The sequence below is a fragment of the Gemmiger gallinarum genome (genome assembly GCF_014982805.1).
Taxonomy (GTDB): Bacteria; Bacillota; Clostridia; order Oscillospirales; family Ruminococcaceae; genus Gemmiger; species Gemmiger gallinarum.
In genome coordinates this window covers 243,252-265,966 of record NZ_JADCKC010000001.1, presented here as the reverse complement: position 1 = coordinate 265,966, position 22,715 = coordinate 243,252, and the positions used below count along the sequence as shown (strand labels likewise).

Genomic DNA, 22,715 nt, shown 5'->3' with positions numbered 1-22,715 from the left:
ATTATGAATTACGAAAAGATCTGTTTGGCAATGTCGGCACTGGCCTTGGCGTCCTTGGCATAGAAGTCCGCACCGATCTGACGGGCGTATTCCGGCGTGAGGACCGCGCCCCCCACCATGACCTTGCAGGAAAGCCCTGCCTTGTGAAGGGCCTCTATCGTAGCCTGCATGCTTGCCACTGTCGTGGTCATCAGTGCGGAGAGTCCCACCAGCGGGGCTCCTGTTTCTTTGACAGCCTGCACCACCGCTTCCGGCGGCACGTCCCGGCCGAGATCCAGAACGTCATATCCGTAGTTTTCCAGAATCACACGGACAATATTCTTGCCGATGTCGTGGACATCGCCCTTGACTGTTGCCAGCACGATGCGGCCCCGGCTCTCCCCCTGGCGTCCGGAGGCGGCAATGGCCTCCTTGACCAGGTCAAAGGCCGCCTGGGCTGCCGAAGCCGACTGCAGCAGTTGGGGCAGGAATATGGTCCCTTTTTCAAAGCCGTCCCCCACCGCATCCAGGGCGGGGATCAGCGTCTCGTTGACAAGAGTCAGGGGTTCCGTTACCGTCAGGGCCTGTCTGGCCGCCTCGCGCGCTTCCGCCTTGAGGCCGCGGCGGACCGCATCAAACAGCGACATATCCCCGCCGGCGGACTGTACCTGTGCAGCCTGTTCCGCTTTTGCAGACTGCGTCGTCTGCACCTGGACCCCGGCATATGCTTCAATATAATCGGCGCTCTTTTCATCCTGAGAGGTGAGCACCCGGAACGACCGTACCGCGCCCATCATCTCCGGCGTGTTGGGGTTGATGATAGCAAGGTCCAGCCCCGCCTGCATTGCCATAGTCAGGAAGGTGGAATTGAGATATCCCCGGCAGGGCAGGCCGAAACTGATGTTGGACACGCCCAAAACAGTCCGCACGCCAAGTTCTTTCTTGCAGCGGGTCAGCGCTTCCAGCGTCTGTGCCGCTCCCTCCTGCTGAGCGCTGGCCGTAAGGGTCAGGCAGTCGATGTAGATATCCTCCCGTGCAATGCCTGCTTCCTCAGCCGCATGCACGATGCGCCGGGCAATGGCAAAACGCTCATCTGATGTCTTGGGAATGCCGTGCTCATCCAGCGTCAGACCCACTACCGCCGCGCCGTACTTTTTGCACAGGGGCAAAATGGCATCCAGCACCGCCTGCTCACCGTTGACCGAGTTGACAATGGGCTTGCCGTTATAAATGCGCAGCGCCCGTGCCAGAGCCTCCGGATTGGAGGAATCCAGCTGCAGCGGCAGGTCGGTGACGCTCTGGAGCTCCTTGACCAGATGCGTCAATACGGCTGCCTCGTCAATGCCGGGCAGGCCTGCGTTGACATCCAGCACCTCTGCTCCGGCCTCAGCCTGCGCCACAGCCTGCGCACAGGGATAGGCCGAATCCCCCTCCCGCAGCGCCTGCTGCAGCCGCTTCTTGCCGGTGGGATTGATGCGTTCCCCCACCACCGTGATACCGTCCACTTCAACGCAGCGCACCGGGGTGCAGAGAACGCTTTTTTTAACAGGGATCTTCCGGGCCGGGACCTTGTCCGCAAAAGTTTCCCGCAGCAAACGGATATACTCGGGATTGCTGCCGCAGCAGCCACCCACCATGGAGACGCCGGTGGAGAGATACTCGCTCATATCCCGGGCAAAATCCTCCGGGGTAATGTCGTAGCTGCCGTCGGGGTTGGGCAGACCTGCATTGGGCTTGACGAAAACCGGCATCTCCGCAGGCACACACCGGCAGAGGCGCCGGGCAAAAGGAAGGATCTCCACCGGGCCCAGGGAGCAGTTGATGCCGATGCCGTCCACGCCCAGACCCGCTGCGGTGGCGGCAAAACTCTCCACGGTGCAGCCGGTAAAGGTCCGTCCGCGGCTTTCAAAGCTCATGGAGACCAGTACCGGCAGATCGCTGTTTTCCCTGGCCGCCAGAATCCCCGCCTTCAGTTCATACAGATCGGTCATGGTTTCCAGCACGATCAGGTCCGCCCCTGCCTTGACGCCAGCGCGGACCATATCCGCAAACTGGCTGCAGGCGTCCTCAAACTCCAGCGTTCCGGCAGGGGTCAGCAGCTCGCCGAGAGGTCCAATATCCAATGCCACCAGGGCCCCCGTCTCTTCGGCTGCCCGGCGGGCACAGGCAATGGAAGCCATGATTATCTGCTCCGCAGCATATCCCGTTCCTGCCAGCTTTTTGGGATTGGCCCCAAAGGTATTGGCAAGGAGGATATCCGCCCCCGCCCTGGCGTAATCGCGGTGAATGGCCTCCAGCGTTTCCGGCATCAGAAAGGCCGCCAGCTCCGGCTTTTGCCCGGTACGCAGGCCCCGCTCGGTCAGCTGCGTCCCCATAGCCCCGTCCATCAGGATAAAACGCTTGCGTTCAAACAGTTCAGGCAGTTTCACAGGTAATCCCCCTCTTTCGGTACGCACAGGTCTCTCGCAGCACGCAGTGTGCACAGCCGGCCCTTGCTCCTTTGACCGGATGATCTGCCGTCCCCAGAATCGCCGTCACGCTCTTGCGCGGCGTCATCAAATGTTCTTTTGTCACGCACAGGCCGATTCCCCGCACCGTATCCAGTGCCAGACAAAGCTCGTCCTGCCGGTCCAGCGGGCAATCCCCATAGCCCGGAGAATACCGCCCCGTCATATGCCGGCCATGTTGCTGCTGTTCCGTTCGGATCTGCGCTTCCAGATCGTCGCAGAGTCCTTCCATCAGGACCGAAGCCGCAGCATCCGCCACGGCTCCCAGTGCAATATCCTGCAGGCAAAGACGGCGCAGCAGAGCGTCCGCCCCGCTGCCCAGCGTCACAGCCATCAGAACGACCCTGTCGCATCCCGCCAGATGCCGGGAAAGATCAGTCCCTGCATCCTGCAGCCAGAGCAGATCGGCAGGAAGCTCCCGCCAGATGCCCCGGGGAGTGCAGGCGGAACGCAGTTCCCGCTCCGCGGTTGCCAGCAAGGTCTCGGTATTTTCATCCGGTGTCCAATTTGCTGCGCCAAGATACCGCAGCGTGGTGGCACGGTCCAGTGTTTTGGGCAGAACCAGTTCCATATGGTCCCTCCTTTTCTCCCGGGTTATGCCTCAGGCAGGAGATCCCGGATGCCGTCGTAGACCTCGGCAGCCACGGCAGCATCGTTCATAGCATAGAGATGAACGCCATCGGCGCCGCCCTCGATCAGATCCCGCAGCTGATTGACCGCATACTCGATACCGGCCTTGTGCAGCGACTCCGGGTCGTCCTGCCAGCGGGAGATCATGCGGGTAAATTCAGAGGGCAGGCTGGCGCTGGACAGTGCCACTGTGCGCTCCACCTGACTGCGGCGGACAATGGGCATGACACCCGCCGAAGCCGGCAGCGTGATCCCCGCCTTGCGTGCCATGTTCAGGAAGCGATAAAAATGTCCGTTGTCGAAGAACAGCTGGGTAACCAGATGCTGCGCCCCGTTTTCCTGTTTATGACGCAGATTGGCAACATCCTGAAGAAGTGTGGGGGCTTCGGGATGGCCCTCCGGATAGCAGGCACCGGACACACTGATGTCAGGTGCGCTCTCCCGGATGAAAGCCATCAGATCGCTGGCATGATGAAAGTTCGGACTTTCCGGACGCAAAGGAGTGCGGTCGCCGCGCAGTGCCAGAACATTGCTGACACCGGCTGCGCGCAGCTTGTCCAAAAGCTGTGCTGCCGAAGCCTTGTCACTGCCCATGCAGATCATATGCGCCAGAGGAAGAATGCCCAGCTCTTTTTGCAGGAAATCCGCGACCTCCACCGTGGACACACCGCCCGCGGAGCCGCCCGCACCGTAAGTAACACTGATGAAATCCGGGGAAAGCTCCTTCATACGGCGCAGCGTCTGCTGCATGGCTGCAAACTGTGTTGTCTGCTTCGGAGGGAAGCATTCAATGGAAAAGACACAGCTTTTTGTCTGAAACAGTTCCGAAATTTTCATGGTCCGTTTTACTCCTTCTGTTTGTTTTCCTCACCCAATTCTATATTATGCAGCCTGATCTGCGTCCTGCGCATATCGGGCAGTACAATCCACCTGCATCGTGCCGTCATGCGAAACCACCGTAACCGTTCCGTCCAGGTCGGTGCGGTAAAATGCAGCGCCAATGTCCTCCACCCGCTCCACAACTTCCTCGTGAGGATGGCCGTAATCGTTATCCAGTCCGCAGCTTGCCACCACGATCTCCGGCGAAACTGCCTCCAGAAACTCCTGGGTGTTGGATGTGTTGGAGCCGTGGTGGCCTGCCTTGAGAAGATCCGCCCTCAGTCCCGACCAGTACTGCTGGATCAGCTGTTCCTCAATCTCTTCCTCAGCATCGCCGGTATCCACAAAGGTGAACTTGCCTGCCGTAAATCGCAGGCAGAGAGACAGATTGTTCAGATTGTCCCCTGCCTCCTCCGGCGTGGGAGCAAGCAGGACATCCAGCTGCCCGCCGCCCAGGGTATAGCTGTCCCCGGTGGAAGCCTGAATCATCTCGACACCATACTCTTCCGCCGCATCCAGCGTGCGTTCCAGTGTGGAAGACCGGTCTTCCAGACCATCCAGCTGCGGCAGGATCAGCGTATCGGTGGGAAACGCCTCCAGCACCGCCGCCATGCCTCCGGCGTGGTCCGCGTGGGGATGGGTCATGACCACATAGGTCAGGCGTTCCACCCCGGCGCCCTCCAGACTGCGCAGCAGCTGTTCCTGCGAATCCGGGGTACCTGCATCGATCAGACAGAATTCCCCATCCTGACAGATCAGCACTGAGTCCCCCTGTCCCACGTTAAGAAAGGATACCGAGGTATCTCCCGACGACACGGTCTCGGAATCGGGAATGCTGTTCTCAATTCCAAATTGATCATACAGGGTATCCCAGGTGGGAACCGCCCCCTGACCGCCGTAATATTCGATGACAAAAGCCGCCAGCGCAATGCATCCCGCCGCCACCGCAGTCAGAATCGATACAATTTTACGCACAGTGTTGGATCGGCGTTTTCTGTTTCTTCTGCGAGCCATTGTTTTTCCTTTTCTATTTTACTCTTCCTGCACGCCGAGCTTGCGCTCCTGCCACTGTGCCCGGGTCACAAGAACGGCACGGGGCTTGGCTCCCTCATAGGGGCCGATGACGCCCTCCTGTTCCATCTGATCCATGATGCGTGCCGCACGGGCATAGCCCAGCTTGCAGCGGCGCTGCAAAAGGCTGGTGGATGCCTGTCCGGCATCAATGACGCACTCTACCGCCTGATCGAACATCGGGTCGTGGGCAGAGGAACCTTCGCCGTCCTCATCCCCGGAATCCTTACCCTTTTCCGCCACAGCACGGCGCTCCATTTCGGCAATCATTTCCTCGTCGTACTGGGTCTGGCTGGTGGTCTTGATGAAGTTCAGAACCGCCGAAATTTCCTCGTCGGTCACGTAGGTGCCCTGAATACGGACGGGCTTGGCCGCACCAACCGGGAGGAACAGCATATCGCCGTTGCCCAGCAGTTTTTCCGCACCACCGGCATCCAGAATGGTGCGGGAATCGATCTGGCTGGACACTGCAAAGGCAATGCGGCTGGGAACATTCGCCTTGATGAGGCCGGTGATAACATCCACACTGGGGCGCTGGGTCGCAATGATCAGGTGAATTCCCGCTGCACGGGCCTTCTGAGCGATACGGCAGATGTAATCTTCCACTTCCTTGCCTGCCACCATCATCAGATCGGCCAGCTCGTCGATCACAATAGCAATATAGGGCAGATGCTCCAGCGCAGGATACTGCTCCGCCAGCTTGTTGTAGCTCTTGATATCGCGGACGTTATTTTCCGCAAACAGCTTGTAACGGCGTTCCATCTCGGCAACAGATGCGCCCAGAGCACCGGCTGCCTTGCGCGGCTCGGTGACCACAGGCATGAGCAGATGCGGAATTCCATTGTATTCAGCCAGCTCAACGACTTTGGGGTCGATCAGGATCAGTTTGACATCCTCCGGGCCCGAGCGGAACAGGAAACTGATGATAATGGAGTTGACGCAGACCGATTTACCGCTGCCGGTGGAGCCTGCAATCAGCAGATGAGGCATCTTGCAGAGATCGGCTACCTGTGCGGTGCCTGCAATATCCTTGCCCAACGCCATGGTCAGCGGGGAGCGCATATTGATATAATTCTGCGCCTCAAAGACGCTGCGGATGTTGACCGCCGAGCGAATGCGGTTGGGCACCTCAATGCCCACAGCAGGCTTGCCGGGGATAGGTGCTTCAATGCGGACGCCCGCCGTGGCAAGGTTCAGAGCAATGTCGTCGGCCAGATTGGTGATGCGGCTGATTTTGACACCCGCCTGAGGCTGCAGCTCATACCGGGTGACCGAAGGCCCGCGGCAGATATCCAGAATTCGCGTCTTGACGCCGAAGCTGTCCAGCGTTTTGACCAGCGTATCCGCATTCTTTTTCATCTCGCGGGCAGCGCCGGCGTCATCCTCCGCGCGGGAGGGATTGAACAGGTTCAGCGAAGGATAGCAGTAGGGCTGCGTTTCTGCCTGCTCGGCAACCAGATCCGAAATCGGAGCCATCTGCTCCGCCTTTTCGGCGCGGGGCGGTGTATGGATCGGCTCAGAGGCCGAATTGCCTACCGTCTCGCTCACCCGCAAATGCCCGGAAGGCTGGGAAATATTTTCAGCGCGGGATACTGCGGCGGGAACTGTATCCTCCTCCCGTACCGGAGGCACAGTACCGGAGAGAAGGCTCCCCATGGGGACACCGGCGTTCCAGGCCGCCTGCACTGTATCAAAGCTGCCGCCGATGGAAGGAATCACATCCATTGTCCCCACAGGATCAGGCTCTGCCGCCACATGCTGGGAAGGCTGTGCATCTTCATGGACATCCAGGCGAATCTCTCCCAGCGGAACATTTTCGTCATTTTGAGGGATTTCACCCATTGCCTTCTGAATCAGCTGGTCCAGTTCCCCTGCTGTAGTGGTTTCCGGTTCCGGCTGCGCCTCCAGATGGAGAGAGAAGTCCTCCGGTTCCTCCTGTTGGATGGGTGCAGTATTCTGCGAAGCTTTGCTGCGATGGCTGAGCTGTTCCAGCGGGTCAAGGCCAAAGGTTCCGCCCGGTCCAATCACCACCGGCTCCAGCGGATCGTGTTCCACCGCTTCATGCAAAGCCCGCGTGGACATATCCGGACCAAGGTCAACGTCAAAGGATGCACGGGGCTCCGACTCCGGCATAACCGGTGCCGCAGGAGCCACAGGCGCAGCCGGAGCAGCAGTTGCTGCCGCTTCCCGCATGCCCGAGGCCGCCGCCTGTGCCGTACGGCGATTGCGCCGGGCTTCATCCTGCGCCAGATAAGGCGCAGCGTCAAAAGCCGGATGGTGCGGTACTTCCTGGGCGGGGTCCTGCGGCAGAGTTCCCGTCAAATTTTCAATGGGCTCTTCCTCCGGACCGCCCGAAAAGAGCTGTGTATCGTATTCATCTTCTGCCTCATAGGATGCAGCTCGGGCTTCCTTCAGGCGAGCGGACTGGTACAGCACAAACTGCACAATATCCCGCGGCGTAACGGCAAAAAACACCATCAGTCCCGTAGCAAACAGCAGCAGCATCACAAAATTGGCTGCCGGACGGCCGCACAGGGCCACCAGTGTAGCGCCGATTGCCCCGCCGAACACGCCGCCGCTCCAGAACTTGCTCTGTCCCCAGGCAAACAACGTCTGTACCACCTGAACAAAGCTGGAGTCGCCGACTTTGAAATCCGAGAACACCACCGGTACGCTGGCACACACTAAAGCCAGTAAAACCGTCTTGGCCAGGAACTTGCCGACCAGATACCCGGAGGCAATCAAGTAGGCCAGATACAGCAGCAGCGGCCCCACCAGGTACGTAGTAATGCCAAACACGCCGAACATCCAGCTGCGCACCTCGCTCCAGACGCTCTGACCCGGAACAATAACCAGCGCAATGGCAAGAATGCCGATTGCCGCCAGCGGGATACTGCCCATCACGCTGTGCCGTTCCTGGCGTCTGCGTGCCCGGTTGGATGCAGATTTGGAAACACTCTTCCTTTGCGCAGCGCTGCGGCTCTGAGCCGAGGTGCGTCGTTTGGAGGAAGAACTGCTTCTGGACGATGATTTTTGTGATGATTTTCCGGTACTCTTTCCGGATCGAGACTGTGCCATTTTGAATGTACCCCTCAAGTGTTTGCTGATGATCCTGCTATCAAATACAGGGATTTATGTACGTCGAGGAGAACCGCATCACCTCCGATACGGAAGCTCCTCAAAAAAATCTATGGTTTATTATTTTATCATGAATGGGTCCTGTTGTAAAATCTGTTCGCCAATTTTTGATTGTTTTTCCCGTAAAAGGTCACATATTATATACGGAAAACTTTGGACATTTCTCACAAAACAAAGCAGTTCCCGGCTCAGCGGCGCTTTTCAATCTCCTCATAGAGATAGCCCAGAGCATCTCCCAGCCCGCCCAGAGCGTCGATCAGTCCCTCCTGTACAGCCTGCTCACCATTCAAAACCGTTCCCATATCCATAACCAGTTCCCCGGTATTGTGCATCAGCTGGGTGAAACGCTGGGACGTAATTCCCGAGTGTTTGGCCACAAACCCTACAATGCGTTCCTGCATCTGTTCAAAATACCGCATGGTCTGAGGGACACCCAACACCATACCGGAATGCCGTACCGGATGCACCGTCATGGTTGCCGTGGGAACAATAAAGCTGCGCCCCGCCGAAACCGCCAGCGGAATTCCAATGGAATGTCCTCCGCCCAATACCAGCGTAGCACTTGGTTTTGTCAATCCGGCAATCAGTTCCGCCAGGGCCAGGCCCGCTTCCACGTCTCCGCCCACTGTGTTCAGAATAACCAGCAGGCCCTCAATGTCGGGGTCCTCTTCGATATCCACCAGCTGCGGGATCACATGCTCATATTTTGTGGTTTTCTGGTTGTCCGGCGAAAGGGTATGCCCTTCAATGGTACCGACAACCGTCAGACAATGAATGGCATACCGTCCCCTTGTAGCGGCTACACTTCCGCTCTCTGCAATCATTTCTTGCTCTTTCTGTTTTTGCAATGCGTCCTCACCGGATACAACGGATTTTGCACTCATAAAATTTCCTCCCGTTTCCATGCCAGTTTTACAGGCAAGGCTTTTTTGATTCTTCTGGCAGTATGCCCAGACATCCACATGCCTATTTAGCAACGCACACAAAAACTTAGACAAAAAATTGACAAATGTAAGCAAATTGATTATACTATTTTACAGCAATAAATGTTCGGTCGGTCCCCTTTCCATCCAGATGAGACCGGGCCGTTTTCTTGGCTGTTTTGACGTATTCTCATTTTAACTTTGCACGGGAGGTGCATGTTTTTTATGTCCACGCAAGGCAAGGTTTCCCTGCCCGTCATCAAACGGCTGCCCAAGTATTATCGCTATCTGACCAATCTGGCGGCGGACGGAAAGGATAAAGTTTCCTCCAGCGAACTGGCCCACATGATGGGCACAACCGCCAGTCAGGTCCGCCAGGACTTCAACTGCTTCGGTGGTTTTGGTCAGCAGGGCATTGGTTATAAGGTTGATGTCCTGTTGGAAGAAATCGGCCGCCTCCTGTTCGGCAGCGGTGAACTGCTTCCCACCATTCTGATTGGTGCCGGCCGTCTTGGCAACGCGGTGTCCAGCTTTATCGCACGGGATACCAACGGCTACCGCCTTCTGGCCGCTTTTGACATCAATCCCGAGCTTGTAGGCCACCAGATGAGCGGTGTCACCATCCGTCCTTTGGATGAGCTGGAATCTTTCTGCCTCGAAAACAAGCCCGCTGTTGCAGTTTTATGCGTTCCCCGCCAGAGTGCTGTTGATCTGAGTGACGAACTGGTCCGCCTGGGAATTCAGGGCTTCTGGAACTTCAGTCACTATGATCTGTCCGTGGCACATCCGGAAGTCACTGTAGAAAACGTCCATCTCGGGGACAGTTTGATGAGCCTGGGATACCGTCTGCGCAATCAGGACTCCTGAGCCCGCCGGGCATTTTAATCTTTCGGGTATGTTCTATCCATGCGTTCCCGCCTTGAAGCCGCCTGTTTTCGGCGGCTTTTTCTGTGGGCAGCATTGCATTTTCAGCCAGCCTGCCTATAATGATTCATAAAGCGCCCTGCGGAAAGGCGATGCGGAGTGATATCCCATCCGGGCGTTAACTGTTTGAATGGAGGATATCAATGGCAAAGCTCTATTTCCGATATGGTGCCATGAACAGCGGCAAAACCACCGCTCTTTTGCAGGTCGCCTTCAATTACACCGAACGCGGCATGCGGGTTCTGATTCTGAAGCCTTCCATCGATACCAAAGGCGGTGATATGCTGGTCTCCCGTCTCGGTATCAGCTGCAAGGTGGACGCCCTGATCACCAAAGAAATGAACATTCTGGAGCTGGTCGCCCATGACCGGGAAGTCAACGGTCCCCTGGCCTGTGTGCTGTGTGATGAGAGTCAGTTTTTCACTCCGGAGCAGGCGGAACAGCTGTTCCTTGTAACGGTAGACCTGGGCATCCCGGTCATCTGCTACGGGCTGCGCGCAGATTTCATGATGCGCGGCTTTTCCGGCTCCACCCGCCTGCTGGAGCTGGCTCACACCATTGAGGAATTGAAAACCATCTGCTCCTGCGGACGCAAGGCCACCTGCAACGGCCGCATGGTCAACGGCAGTTTTGTGTTTGAAGGTGCACAGGTCGCCATCGACACAGTGGACAACGTAGAATATCAAAGCCTTTGCCCCCAGTGCTGGTACCGGGAATACCGGGCCTTTCTCAAACGTACCGGAAAATCCAAATGATTTTGCCGGCTTGTGGGCAGCAATAACGACAAAAAACAGCATGCAGCCTTTCATACTGCATGCTGTTTTTGTTTCTGATCAAACAATTATCCCTCGCTCTTGCTGATCTTGCGGTAGAACTGCCGATATTGCTGGGGCGAAAACCCTGTGGCATCTTTGAATACGCGGCGAAAATGTGCCGTTGTCATAAAGCCCGTCTTCCCTGCCACATCCGCGATGCTGTCGTCCGTCTTTTCTATCAGGCTCTGTGCCGCCTTGATCCGAATCCCGTTGATGTATTCCACCAAGCTCAAATTGATTGTTTTCTTGAACAATCGACTCAGATAATAGGGACTGATATAGAATTTTTCTGCGATGCCGGTGAGTGTAAGTTTTTCCGCATAATGCAGCGAGATATAGCTTTGAATCTGATCAATAATACGGTTAGACACCCGGCCGCTGTCCCCCCCGCGTTCCCGCTGCATCTGGCATAGATGTTTTAGATACAGCAAAAGTGTGGCCAGCATCATCTTGTTAGCCGCTTTGACATCCTGCCCTTCCTCACCCTGAAGACTCATCATCTGCTGCATCATGGCAAAAATCCGGTTCTGCTGCTTGACAGAGATGCTGTTGAGCAGGTGATTGCCGCGCTTGCCCAGAAAATCGAAGAAATCCACGTCTGCAAAGCTGTTGCAGATTTCCTGAAGATACTCCGGCCGAAAGATAATTGCAATCCGGCTGGATGGTCCGTCGCCAATTGTACCGGTTTTGTGTATCTGATTCTCACCAATCAGCACCACACTGCCTGCATTGACCACATAGGCGGCATCCTCAATGAAATATCGGCGTGTTCCTTCGATCTCGTAATAGATTTCATATTTGTGATGGGTATGAAATGTTGCCATTTCATATGCATTGTTTCGGTCAATCTTCTCAATATAGAAATCAAGTTCCGGCGAATATCCGCAATCCATATTCACGTTTCCGCCTCCTCAAGATTTTTACATCCAAATTTTCAGGTTTGTTTAGTATAATAGCACATTTTTTGCCTTTTTTCAAAGTGTTTTTTGGCGAAATATTCCCCATTTTGCTTTGACCTTCTCTTTTTGTTTTTCCAACTACTTTTGCCTTTGCTTCATCAGGATTTCAAAGCATTTCATCTGGCCATACTGTTTTTGCCATATCTGAAACTGTCGTAAAATCCCTTGCAATTTGTCTTTTTACATGACAAAGGCTCAGAAATATGGTAGAATAAACAAAATTGCTGTGCGTAACAGTTTCTTTCAGGGAGGTGGCCGGCATCACTGAGAATCGCGACTCGCTGCTGGACTGCGAGCTTTTTGATATGCTTTCGCAAAGTGCATCAGACATTTATTTCTATGTAAGCGACATCACATCCGGGCGTTCCCGCTGGAGTGCTGCCGCTGTGGAGGAGTTCGATCTGAAAGATGAATACATGGATGGAACCGACTGGCTTTGGCTTTGCCGGATTCACCCGGAGGATCAGACTGCGTTTGTGCGCGATCTTGAACGTATGATGACCGGACAGAACGGCGATGTTCATCACTGTGAATACCGCATCAAGAACAAGGCTGGACAATATGTGTGGATTCGCAGCCGCGGTGTACTGCGCCGCCACGAAAACGGCTCTCCTGCCGTTTTTTCCTGTGTTCTCCGCAATATGGGACTGAACCCCAAATACGACACCAATACCAATCTCTATACCATCCACGAATTCCGTTCCCGCCTGTATGAGACGCTCTCACAGCCCAATCAAAAAGGCGGCATTCTTCTGTTCGGCATTGACGATTTCAGCCGCATCAACGATGTACACGATTATGCCTTTGGCAATCTGGTACTGCGCGCCTTTGCCGAGAAACTGCTTGCGCTGCACTTTCCCGGTTTCTTATTCCGTATGGACGGAGACAAATTTGCCTACTGGATGCAGGATGCCGAGCCGGAAGATCTGGAAGTAGTTTTTGCCCGCTACTCTGCCGCAGCTGCCGAGCTGAAGGTGGGCGAGGAAGAAATTCCTCTCGTTCTGACTGGGAGCTATATATTGTATCCGGCCGACGGGATGCGTGCGGAAGATCTGCATCGCCGGCTGGAAGTTGCACTTACCATTGCAAAGCTCACCCAGCCCGGCGGGCTCTGTGCCTACTCTTCTGAGATGTTCCGGGATGAGCAGCGCTTGGACGCTCTGCGTGCCGCCATCCATCAGTCGGTGCAGAACGACTTTGAGGGATTCTATCTGCGTTATCAGCCGCAAATCTACGCCAAGGGCAAAACCTGTCCCGCTGCAGAGGCGATTCTTTGCTGGGCATCGGAAGATTACCCCAGCGTTACTCACGAGGAACTGATGGCTGCCCTTGAGGACAGCGGTGACATTTTGCCCATCGGGCGCTGGGCTCTGGAGAAAGCGCTGCAACAGCTCAAAGAGTGGCAGCGCACCGTTCCCCTGTTCGGCATCAGCATGGACATCTGCTGTCGTCAGATCGTCCAGCGCGGCTTTATCGATCAGATCTGTGAACTGGCTGCTAAATACAGTCTGCCTTCCAACACCCTTTGTCTTGAGCTCAACGACGGTTGCTACGCCGCCGGTCCCCGTCATCTTTTTGAGCTGACTTCCAAGCTGCGCAAATGCGGTATCATGACAGCTCTGGACGGTTTTGCTCCTGAACATCTGACCCTTTCCCTTCTGCGGGACATGTGTCCGCAGTGGATCAAGATTCCCACCCGGCTTGCCTGCGATACAGACAGCGGCAAGCCTCCTATCCTGTCCTCGGTCTTTGCACTTTTTCATCAGCTGGGCATGTATGTCTGTGTCGAAACGATTGCTACCGCCGAACAGGCAGAAGTCTCGGTACACGCCGGAGCTGATTTTGTGCAGGGTCCCCTGTATGCCGACTTGCTCGATGCAGACACCCTGTTTGATGGGTTTATTGCCCCGCAGGCCTGATGATTTTCTATTACCCAAGCCATAAAGGAAGTGGACTATTTATGTCGGAGCAGTACTCGCTGAGCGCCTGCATTGTCTCCTACTGTGATTATGATGAAGTTTGCGCTGCGGTCCGCAGCGTTTTGGCCAACACTCCGGGGGATCTTGCTCTGTATGTCGTGGACAACGCCAGTCCGGACGGATGCGGCACTCGGCTTGCAGAAACCGATTTTGCCGACCCCCGTGTTCAGGTCATCACCCTGCCCGAAAACGTCGGTTTCGGGCGGGGACACAATACCGTCCTCCCTTTTTTGAAAAGCCGGTTTCACTTTATCCTCAATCCGGACATTCTTCTGCAGGACGATGTTCTACATGCCCTGGCCGGATGGCTTGAAGACCATCCGGAAGCCGCCATGGCTACACCGCAGCTCTATTATCCGGATGGGCGTATCCAGCATCTTCCCCGCCGCAAGCCGACACCCTGGGCCTTGTTTGCCCGTCAGCTTGCACCGCGTTTCCCGGGTTCTGTTTTTGACAAGAGCGATCGACACTATACCATGCAGGACGAAGACCTTTCCCTGCCTCGGCCGATTGAATTCTGCACCGGCAGCTTTATGGCCGTGCGCACGGAAGTGCTGCAGAAGGTCGGCGGCTTTGATGAGGATTATTTCATGTATGTGGAGGACGCTGATCTGACCCAGAAAATTCTTCAGGAAGGCCGGGTATATCTGGTCCCGCAGTACCATGCCGTGCATGCCTGGCACCGCGCCCCCGCCCGGGATGCCGGAAAATTCAAAATGCAGCTGGGCAGCATGATTCACTATTTCAAAAAATGGGGCATCAAAAAGGGGTCCGTTTAACCGGAGTTCTTTGCTTGCCTTGTATCGGACAGAACATGCCGCATGTTGCGGTGTGTTCTGTCTTTTTTTCATGAAGTGTTTGCCCCACCGCAGGCTTTTGCCTTCAGCCCCGACCTGTTAGTTGTGGGCAATGCCTTGTATTTGTGTCAACTCTTTGCTAAACTTGTAGATATACGATTCGCGGTATACAAAATACGGGAGGAACAGATGTCAATGTTGTCTGATATTGAAATTGCTCAGGCTGCCAAAATGCAGCCCATCACCGAAATTGCGGAAAAACTGGGGATCGATTCGGATTCTCTGATTCCCTACGGCAAGTACAAAGCCAAGATCAACCATCAGCTGATCCATTCCGACCGCAAGGACGGTCGCCTGATCCTGGTCACTGCCATCAGTCCCACTCCTGCCGGCGAGGGCAAAACCACCACCAGCGTCGGTCTGGCTGATGCCATGAACTCTCTGGGCAAAAAGACCATGCTCTGCCTGCGTGAGCCTTCCCTGGGTCCTGTGTTCGGCATGAAGGGCGGCGCCGCCGGCGGCGGTTATGCCCAGGTCGTCCCTATGGAGGACATCAACCTGCACTTTACCGGCGACATCCACGCCATTGGGGCGGCCAACAACCTGCTGGCTGCCATGATCGACAACTCGATCCAGCAGGGCAATCCCCTGAACATCGATCCCCGCCGCGTCACCTGGAAACGCTGCCTCGACATCAATGACCGCCAGCTCCGCTTCATTGTGGACGGTCTGGGCGGAAAGGTAAACGGCACCCCCCGTGAAGACGGCTTCGACATCACCGTCGCCAGCGAGGTTATGGCTGTCTTCTGCCTGGCCACCGATCTGGAAGACCTCAAAGCCCGTCTGTCCCGCATTGTCTGTGCATACTCTTACGACGGAAAGCCCGTCACTGCCGGCGATCTGGGGGCAGCAGGCGCCATGACCGCACTGCTCAAAGATGCCATTGATCCCAACCTTGTTCAGACCCTGGAGAACAATCCTGCTATTATTCACGGTGGTCCCTTTGCCAACATTGCTCATGGCTGCAACAGCGTAATGGCTACCAAGCTCAGCCTGAAGCTTGCCGATTACGTTGTCACCGAAGCCGGTTTCGGTGCAGATCTGGGTGCCGAAAAGTTCCTGGACATCAAGTGCCGTATGGCAGGTCTCTCCCCGGATGCGGTAGTTCTCGTGGCCACCGTCCGCGCGCTGAAGCATCACGGCGGCTGCCCCCGCGCTGAACTGGGCACTCCCAACGCCGACTACGTCCGCAAGGGCGTGGCCAACCTGGCACGCCACATTGACAATCTGAAAGACCAGTTTGGTCTGTCTGTCTGCGTTGCGGTCAATGCCTTCCCCACCGATACCGAGGAAGAAGTGGATGTGATCCGCAAGGTCTGTGCCGACAAGGGTGTCCCCTGCGCTCTGTCCGAGGTCTTTGCCAAGGGCGGCGCCGGCGGCGTCGAGCTGGCCAAGACAGTGCTGTCCATTATGGAGGAACGCCCTCTCCACTTCACCTATGATCTGGAACAGAGTCTGGCCGACAAAGTCAAGGCTGTGGCGCAAAAAATCTACCGCGCCGACGATGTTCGCTTTGCTCCCGCTGCTCAGAAGGCTCTGGATGAGTATACCGCCATGGGTTACGGAAATCTGCCGGTCTGCATTGCAAAGACACAGTACTCTTTCAGTGACGATGCCTCCCTGCTGGCAGCTCCCGAGCATTTTACCATGAACGTGCGCGAAGTCCGTCTTTCCGCCGGTGCCGGTTTCGTTGTCGTTATCTGCGGCAATATCATGACCATGCCCGGCCTGCCCCGCCACCCTGCCGCCATGGATATTGACTGTGACGCCCAGGGACGCATTACCGGTCTGTTCTGATTTTCTTCTGTATTCCCTAAAGATCCATAAAAAGAAAGCCTCCGGTCGCATAGCGGCCGAAGGCTTTCTTATTTTTTCTTAAACAGCAGTCAACCATCACAAGATGCTGTATTGGCGGCTGTTGCATGACCGTCTCATGAATTTTCTCCGGCCGTCGCTTCTTTTTTCGGTTCCTTTGCCTTTTGCTCCTTGCGGAAACGGGCAAGCACAGGCTTGACATCCTCCGCCACCTTGCCTCCCGGCAGCGTAGCGCCAAAAGACGGAACAAAGCAGAATTTCCGAATAACAAAGATCAAGCCGATGGACGCCACGCCCAGGAGGTTTTCAATGGCCGTCCCGTGCCCCAGAATCATGTTACGCGCAATGGCGTACAATAACACTTCCAAAGCACTGCCCGGACTGTGCTTGGCAAGCATCTTAATGAACTCAATGCCGATAACCAGGTTAAACGCATGCCCCAAAAACGTTTGGAAGGCTTCCGTGCTGGAGCTGCTCCACAATGTCAGCATTTCCTTGGCAACAGGAATAGAACTGATCAGAAGCCCCAGCAGAACCAGACAGGACACCACGACTTCCAAAAGGCTTGCCAGCTCGGCCACCTGATCCCGGAGCGCAAATTTGATGCGTTCCTCATGACGATGCAACTCTGTTCTGGTGATTCTGTGCCGGGTGGATTCGGTATTGTTCATGAATGCTTCCTCCGCTTTTCTCTCCGGCGACCGCGAAACTGTTCGCCGGAAGCGATACCATTTGTTGTATTATAACAGGTTTTCCCTTTTTTCTTCAAGTTCTTTTTTGCCTGAACGCTGGCGTCGCTCTGCCCGCCAATGGCATGCAAAAAGGAGGAGCCGCCTGCAGGCAGCTCCTCCTTTTGAGAAGATGGTTCCGTTTCTTACTGCTCGAGTGCACTGACCACACGATTGAGATCGTTTTCGTCCTCACACACGATTTTGACCGGATGGCTGAAATCCAGGCTCATCATTCCCAGAATGCTCTTGGCATCGGCAATGCTGCCCTTGACGTCATGCACGCCAACTTCGTTATAACACTTGGCAGCGGCAGACACGATCCCCTGGACTTCGGCAAAGTTGGAAACCTTGACTTGTCTTACCATAAATAAACTCCCTCCATTTTTTCCCATGCAAGGCTGCACACAACATCATGTGCCAACTACTTGCAGCATCATTATAGCATGATTATGGGCTTTGGTGAGGGATTGCAGGCTTCCGGCACCGCTTTTCAGCAATTTTTACAGCGATAATTCAACACGAAAAAAATATCTTGTGACTTCACACATATTTCCAGCGCTTTTTCCCATTGCATGAGGAGTATATTGCACTTATGAATGCGTATTCTTGCATTATAAGCGCATTGTGTGTCGTTTTTTGGCGTTTTTGTCAAGATGACTTCTAAATTTTTTCCGCCTTTCTGCCCGGCAGGGCACAACAATGCTCCATATAACAGGGAGCCCGCTTTCATTCGGAATTCGGGTTATCAGGATTGTGCAACACCTTTCATGCTCAGGCCAATGCGCTTTTTCTTGACATCAACGCTGATCACCTTGACTCGAACCACATCCCCGACTTTGAGTACTTCCCGCGGATGTTTGATGTATCGATCGGTAATCTGAGAGATATGCACAAGGCCATCCTGATGCACTCCAATGTCCACAAAAGCGCCGAAATCGATCACATTGCGAACCGTGCCGGAGAGCTCCATTCCCTCTTTCAGGTCTTCCAGCTGCATCACATCGCTGCGCAGAAGGGGTTTGGGCAGGCTGTCTCGAACATCCCGCCCCGGCTTGCGCAGTTCCGCCACAATATCCTTGAGAGTGGGTTCCCCGATTCCGATTTTAGCACACAGGTTCACTGCTCCCATGGAGGAGACCCGCTGTTCCAGATCGTTCAGTGCCGGGGTACCGATATCGGCGGTCTTGTATCCGCATTCTTCCAGCAGGGCACGGGCGGCGGCATAACTTTCCGGGTGGACTGCCGTCTCATCCAGCTTGTTTTTGGCACCGGGCAGGCGAAGGAAACCGGCACACTGTTCATATGCCTTCGGCCCCAGACCCTTCACCTTTTTCAACTCGGCGCGGCTGGCGAAAGCGCCCTCACTTTCTCTCCGGGCCACAATATTTTTTGCCACTGTCGCCGTAACACCCGCCACTCGGCGCAACAGTGGTGCAGACGCCGTGTTGAGGTCCACCCCCACCGAGTTGACGCAGTCCTCTACCACGCCGTCCAGCGTTTCGTTCAGACGCTTCTGGGGCATGTCATGCTGATACTGCCCCACGCCCACCGCCTTGGGATCGATCTTGACCAACTCGGACAGCGGGTCCTGCAGACGCCGGGCAATGGACACCGCACTACGCAGATTGACATCAAACTGGGGAAATTCCTCTGCTGCCAGTTTGGAAGCCGAGTACACACTGGCACCGGCCTCGCTGACCACCATATATTGCAAATGAAGTCCATTGGATTGGGCCAGTTCACGGATCACATCCGCTGCGAACTGCTCGGTTTCCCGTCCGGCAGTGCCGTTGCCAATGGCCAGCAGCTCCACACCATTTTGCAGGATCATTTTTTTGATGGTGCTCTTGGCCTGTTCCACCCGCTTGAACTCGGGCACCGGATACACCACGTTAGTATCCAGAACACGGCCAGTGGCATCCACCACAGCCACTTTGCAGCCCATGCGGTAGCCGGGGTCCAGCCCCATCACCACTTTGCCGCGGATCGGCGGCTGCATCAGCAGCTGGCGAAGATTCTCGCCAAAAACCTGGATGGCCCCCTCCGCCGCTTTGTCGGAAAGATCTCCGCGCAGCTCGGTTTCCAGGCTGGGATGGATCAGCCGCTTGTAGGCGTCCAGAGCAGCGGCCTCCACGATTGCCGCACTGGCGCCGCCCTTGCGGTGCACAAACAGCTGCGCCGTGATGGCTGCGGCACGCTCGCTCTCCACCTGGATGCTGACCTTGAGGAAGCCTTCCCGCTCCCCCCGGTCAAGCGCCAGAACACGGTGCCCAGGGATTTTGCCGATGGGCTCCGCGTAATCGTAATACTGTGCGTAGACACTGTCCTCCTCCTTGGCCTTGACACTGCGCACCATGCCGAAGGCACGGTAGAATCGCCGCAGCTCGGCACGGCAACGGGCATCGTCCGAGATTGCCTCCGCCAGGATGTCCTGCGCACCAGCCAGTGCGGCCGCGCCGTCGGGGACCTCCTCCCCGAGATACTGTTGCGCCGCAGTCTGCGGATCAAAGGACGGGTCCTGCCTGAGGATGGCATCGGCCAGCGGCTGCAGACCACGGGCACGGGCAATGCTGGCCCGGGTCTTGCGCTTGGGTTTGTAGGGACGGTAGATGTCCTCCACCTCCGCCAGCGTTTTAGCCTCGGACAGGCTTTTCTCCAGTTCCGGGGTCATGGCGTTCTGCTCGGTAATGCTGCGGGTGACCTCCTCCTTGCGGGCATCCAGCCCCCGCAGGTATTCCAGACGCTCTCCCAGGCTGCGCAGAACCTGATCGTCCATGGAACCGGTTGCCTCCTTGCGGTAACGGGCAATAAACGGGATGGTATTGCCCTCATCAATGAGGGCAACGGCCCCTGCTACATTGGCGGGCACCAGGCCCAGTTCCTGTGCAAGCTGTTGGATGTGATCGTTTTTCTGTGTCATGAGTTCTCCTTAGACTGATCTGTATTTTCCTGCGGGGATGGCGCAAACTCCCCGGGCATTGGAAGCTGTACGGACTGTGCAAAATGCTCGCTGTCCTCTGCGGGCTGATCCTCGCACAGGGACTCCGGAATTTCCGAAGGTATCGGCTGCTGCCTGCGCCGCCTGCTGATGCCGAACAAAATCAGTAAATACACGGCATACAGGGCAAGGCCGGTCAGGCTGACTTGCATTCCTGTGTCCAGGCCGGGCGTTTTGTAGACGAACGAAATCTCGGCATGGCCGCCGGGCATACGGATCGCCATCAGACCGTTATCCACTTTTTCGATTCGTGCTTCCTGGCCGTTGACCGTTGCCGAAAAACCGTCATCATACGGCACGCTGAAAAAGACCAGGGTACTCTCCTCATAATCGGTCACCGCAGTAAATCCGCTGTCGTTGGCTGTGAACGAAGTCACTCCTGCCGCCCGGCGGTCATTGCAGTCGCTGACATAGGAGGAATAGTCCAGCTTTTCCAGTTCTTCATCACTGATGGGCCGCAGAAGATCTCCGTATGTCTCAATCTGTTCCCCCGTCAGCAGAATGGCACGCATCAGGGCATTGCCCCGCTCTTCTTCATCGATTGCCTCAAACTGGTCCTGTGTCATGTAATACTCATATGCAAAGCCCATGGGCACCCAGTTTTCATTTTCATAGATCTGATAGCTGGTGGTGGTCTCCGCCAGGTTCCAGCCTTTCAGGGAAAGATTCTCCCACGATACCTGATCGCTCTTGGGGACCAGCGTATACCGGACGCTCAGAAGACCCCGCAGAGCATACAGGTCAAAGTCCGGTTTGGAATTCACGTCGCGTGTCACACCCACAGTGGGATAGAACTCCAGGATATGGGGCGCCACCGTGGAATGGAAGAACTGAATGCAGCTCTTGTCCAGCCAGATTCCCATATTGTTGTAACAATTGTAGGCATCCAGCCGATAGAAGGTATCTTCCGGCAATATTTCGTTGATCTCATCAGCCTCCCGGTAAGTCTGTTGGACATACTCGGCGTCGTTGTACCACTGGGCATACTTGGAGATGGAGATGTGTACCGTACCGTACAAAAAGCTGAATCCCAGAACTGCCGCCATGAGTATCGGGAAATAGTGCCTGGTATAACGGAAGAAGCGGAGAATCAGGGCAAAAAGCAACACCCCCAGCACGCTGATGCCGAAGATTGCCCAGAACCTCGCCTGATTGTCCACCACGCCGGCGATAAAATTACCGTCCTCATCGGTATTGGGGACCAGTGCAAAGGCTGCTGCCGAAAGGGTAAAAATAGCGACCAGCCGGTTTGCACCCCACAGGTTGGCCGCCTCGTCCTGAAGGGCCATGGCCGTCGCTCCGCAGAGCACAAGCAGCGGCATATAATACCACCGGGCATAGTAACTGGAGTTGAGGGCATAAAACAGGCTGTTGAGCCCCGGAACCAGAGCACAGACCAGGCTGATTTTCAGAATCACCGTGAAAGGATGCCTGCGCCGCTTGCGCATGAAGGCAAGCCCCGCCGCAATGCCGACGACGGGCAGATAGGCGGACATGCTGGTCCACTTGAGGATGCCCCCATTGAACATGTCGGTCAGATAGGGAGCATCCGGCATGAGGAACATGCTGTACAGGATGGCCAGATACTGCTGTGCATTGCCGTAGACCAGATACCCGTATCCCGTAAAGGGATCGATGGTGCGGGGATTTTGCAGCAGGGACAGTGCTGTGGGCACAAGCAGCAGGCTGCCCGCCATGCAACCGATGACTGTCTCCAGAAAAAGGGTGCCGAACCTTTTCAGGGTGATGGGATAGCGCCTGGTCGCCCACATACAGATAAAATACAATACCAGGAAAACCGCCTGTCCCGCAAAGAAGAAATAGTTATTGAGCAGGCAGACAGCCACCCAGGCCGGGAACCGTCCCTTTTTGCCGTCGATGGCAGTATCGTCCAGCGCCGCCAGCATATACGGGAAAATAGCCGGAGCATCCAGGAAGAAATAGAAAAAGATATTGTAGATGTTGAATCCGCAGAAGGCATACAGACAGCCAGCCAACACAGCCATCCGCTGATCCCTGGACCAGCGGCGCAGCCACAGATAGGCGCCGCTGCCCGCAACGGCGAACTTGAGGCACATCATGGGCGCCATCAGCCAGGGCATCCAGCGGGACGGCAGCAGGATGGTCAGCCAGAAAAACGGGCTTCCCAGAGAATAGTACGAGTAGGCATTGACAAAGCCGCTGCCCAGATCGGTGGCCCAGCTGAAGGTGCCCCCCTCCTTGACAAAGGCATTGGTATACTGATAAAAGGGAATCATCTGATCATTGAAATCCCCCGCATAGCGGAAGAAATCCCCCTGGCTGGCATCGATGAGGCAGTGAGGCAGAAACAACGCCGCGGCAAGTCCCAGGCAGATAAAAAATGTACGCCAATACCAGGATTTTTGCTTCTGGAGTTTTTCCATCTTGGATGCCTCCCTTTCATTTTCCTGTGGACCGGGACAGAGAAAAGGTTTCTGTCCGCCCGGTTGTGTGGTATACTGAGACAAGTGAAACGCCGCAGTCCATGC

At 55.7% G+C, this 22,715-nt stretch carries 16 protein-coding genes; 5 read left to right on the top strand and 11 right to left on the bottom strand.

All coding sequences use genetic code 11. From position 1 onward, the window contains the following. Nucleotides 1-8: 8 nt before the first annotated feature. The 6 genes from INF35_RS01230 to INF35_RS01205 all read right to left on the bottom strand — a co-directional run bounded on the left by INF35_RS01230 (nucleotide 9) and on the right by INF35_RS01205 (nucleotide 9,028). A complete protein-coding gene (locus tag INF35_RS01230; RefSeq protein WP_407925625.1) occupies nucleotides 9-2,408 on the bottom strand; it encodes a homocysteine S-methyltransferase family protein in 2,400 nt (799 codons plus the stop codon). Continuing rightward, entirely contained in the window at nucleotides 2,395-3,057 is a 663-nt protein-coding gene (locus INF35_RS01225) for a vitamin B12 dependent-methionine synthase activation domain-containing protein (protein ID WP_193499768.1), read from the bottom strand. Before INF35_RS01225 ends, INF35_RS01230 begins: the two co-directional genes overlap by 14 nt. Before the next feature lie 23 nt (nucleotides 3,058-3,080). Then, on the bottom strand, nucleotides 3,081-3,953 hold the full coding sequence (locus tag INF35_RS01220) for a methylenetetrahydrofolate reductase (RefSeq protein WP_193499767.1): 873 nt from the start codon (nucleotides 3,951-3,953) through the stop codon (nucleotides 3,081-3,083). A gap of 45 nt (nucleotides 3,954-3,998) precedes the next feature. Continuing rightward, nucleotides 3,999-4,970, bottom strand: coding sequence for a ComEC/Rec2 family competence protein (locus INF35_RS01215; protein ID WP_193499766.1), 972 nt, complete (start codon nucleotides 4,968-4,970; stop codon nucleotides 3,999-4,001). Between the two features lie 57 nt (nucleotides 4,971-5,027). Continuing rightward, nucleotides 5,028-7,967, bottom strand: a complete 2,940-nt coding sequence (locus INF35_RS01210; RefSeq protein ID WP_235983123.1) for an FtsK/SpoIIIE family DNA translocase — start codon at nucleotides 7,965-7,967, stop codon at nucleotides 5,028-5,030. A 425-nt stretch (nucleotides 7,968-8,392) separates the two neighbouring features. Next, a complete protein-coding gene (locus INF35_RS01205) occupies nucleotides 8,393-9,028 on the bottom strand; it encodes a ClpP family protease (protein WP_235983122.1) in 636 nt (211 codons plus the stop codon). 324 nt (nucleotides 9,029-9,352) lie between these two features. Between INF35_RS01205 and INF35_RS01200 the strand changes: the two genes are divergently transcribed. Both INF35_RS01200 and INF35_RS01195 read left to right on the top strand, forming a co-directional pair. Beyond that, entirely contained in the window at nucleotides 9,353-9,994 is a 642-nt protein-coding gene (locus INF35_RS01200; protein ID WP_193499763.1) for a redox-sensing transcriptional repressor Rex, read from the top strand. Between the two features lie 200 nt (nucleotides 9,995-10,194). Beyond that, complete coding sequence (locus INF35_RS01195; protein ID WP_193499762.1) at nucleotides 10,195-10,806, top strand: thymidine kinase; 612 nt, start codon at nucleotides 10,195-10,197, stop codon at nucleotides 10,804-10,806. Nucleotides 10,807-10,892: 86 nt separating this feature from the next. Here INF35_RS01195 and INF35_RS01190 read toward each other — a convergent pair whose 3' ends face one another. Further along, the gene (locus INF35_RS01190; RefSeq protein WP_235983121.1) at nucleotides 10,893-11,759 is read right to left on the bottom strand and encodes an AraC family transcriptional regulator; all 867 of its coding nucleotides are present in this window, start codon (nucleotides 11,757-11,759) and stop codon (nucleotides 10,893-10,895) included. A gap of 317 nt (nucleotides 11,760-12,076) precedes the next feature. Here INF35_RS01190 and INF35_RS01185 point away from each other — a divergent pair, with 317 nt between their 5' ends. The 3 genes from INF35_RS01185 to INF35_RS01175 all read left to right on the top strand — a co-directional run bounded on the left by INF35_RS01185 (nucleotide 12,077) and on the right by INF35_RS01175 (nucleotide 16,458). Further along, entirely contained in the window at nucleotides 12,077-13,744 is a 1,668-nt protein-coding gene (locus tag INF35_RS01185; RefSeq protein WP_193499760.1) for an EAL domain-containing protein, read from the top strand. Nucleotides 13,745-13,785: 41 nt separating this feature from the next. Next, on the top strand, nucleotides 13,786-14,583 hold the full coding sequence (locus tag INF35_RS01180) for a glycosyltransferase family 2 protein (protein ID WP_193499759.1): 798 nt from the start codon (nucleotides 13,786-13,788) through the stop codon (nucleotides 14,581-14,583). A 207-nt stretch (nucleotides 14,584-14,790) separates the two neighbouring features. Continuing rightward, on the top strand, nucleotides 14,791-16,458 hold the full coding sequence (locus INF35_RS01175; protein ID WP_193499758.1) for a formate--tetrahydrofolate ligase: 1,668 nt from the start codon (nucleotides 14,791-14,793) through the stop codon (nucleotides 16,456-16,458). Nucleotides 16,459-16,592: 134 nt separating this feature from the next. Here the strand turns inward: INF35_RS01175 and INF35_RS01170 are convergent, their stop codons facing one another. From INF35_RS01170 to INF35_RS01155, 4 genes are all read right to left on the bottom strand, one after another. Then, nucleotides 16,593-17,147 carry a transporter gene (locus INF35_RS01170; protein ID WP_193499757.1) on the bottom strand — a complete coding sequence of 185 codons (555 nt, stop codon included), beginning with the start codon at nucleotides 17,145-17,147 and terminating at the stop codon, nucleotides 16,593-16,595. 203 nt (nucleotides 17,148-17,350) lie between these two features. Next, on the bottom strand, nucleotides 17,351-17,572 hold the full coding sequence (locus tag INF35_RS01165) for an HPr family phosphocarrier protein (RefSeq protein ID WP_193499756.1): 222 nt from the start codon (nucleotides 17,570-17,572) through the stop codon (nucleotides 17,351-17,353). Between the two features lie 380 nt (nucleotides 17,573-17,952). Beyond that, complete coding sequence (locus INF35_RS01160; RefSeq protein WP_193499755.1) at nucleotides 17,953-20,127, bottom strand: Tex family protein; 2,175 nt, start codon at nucleotides 20,125-20,127, stop codon at nucleotides 17,953-17,955. Continuing rightward, on the bottom strand, nucleotides 20,124-22,610 hold the full coding sequence (locus INF35_RS01155; protein ID WP_193499754.1) for a YfhO family protein: 2,487 nt from the start codon (nucleotides 22,608-22,610) through the stop codon (nucleotides 20,124-20,126). The genes INF35_RS01160 and INF35_RS01155 overlap by 4 nt, the downstream gene beginning before the upstream one ends. Nucleotides 22,611-22,715 lie beyond the last annotated feature (105 nt).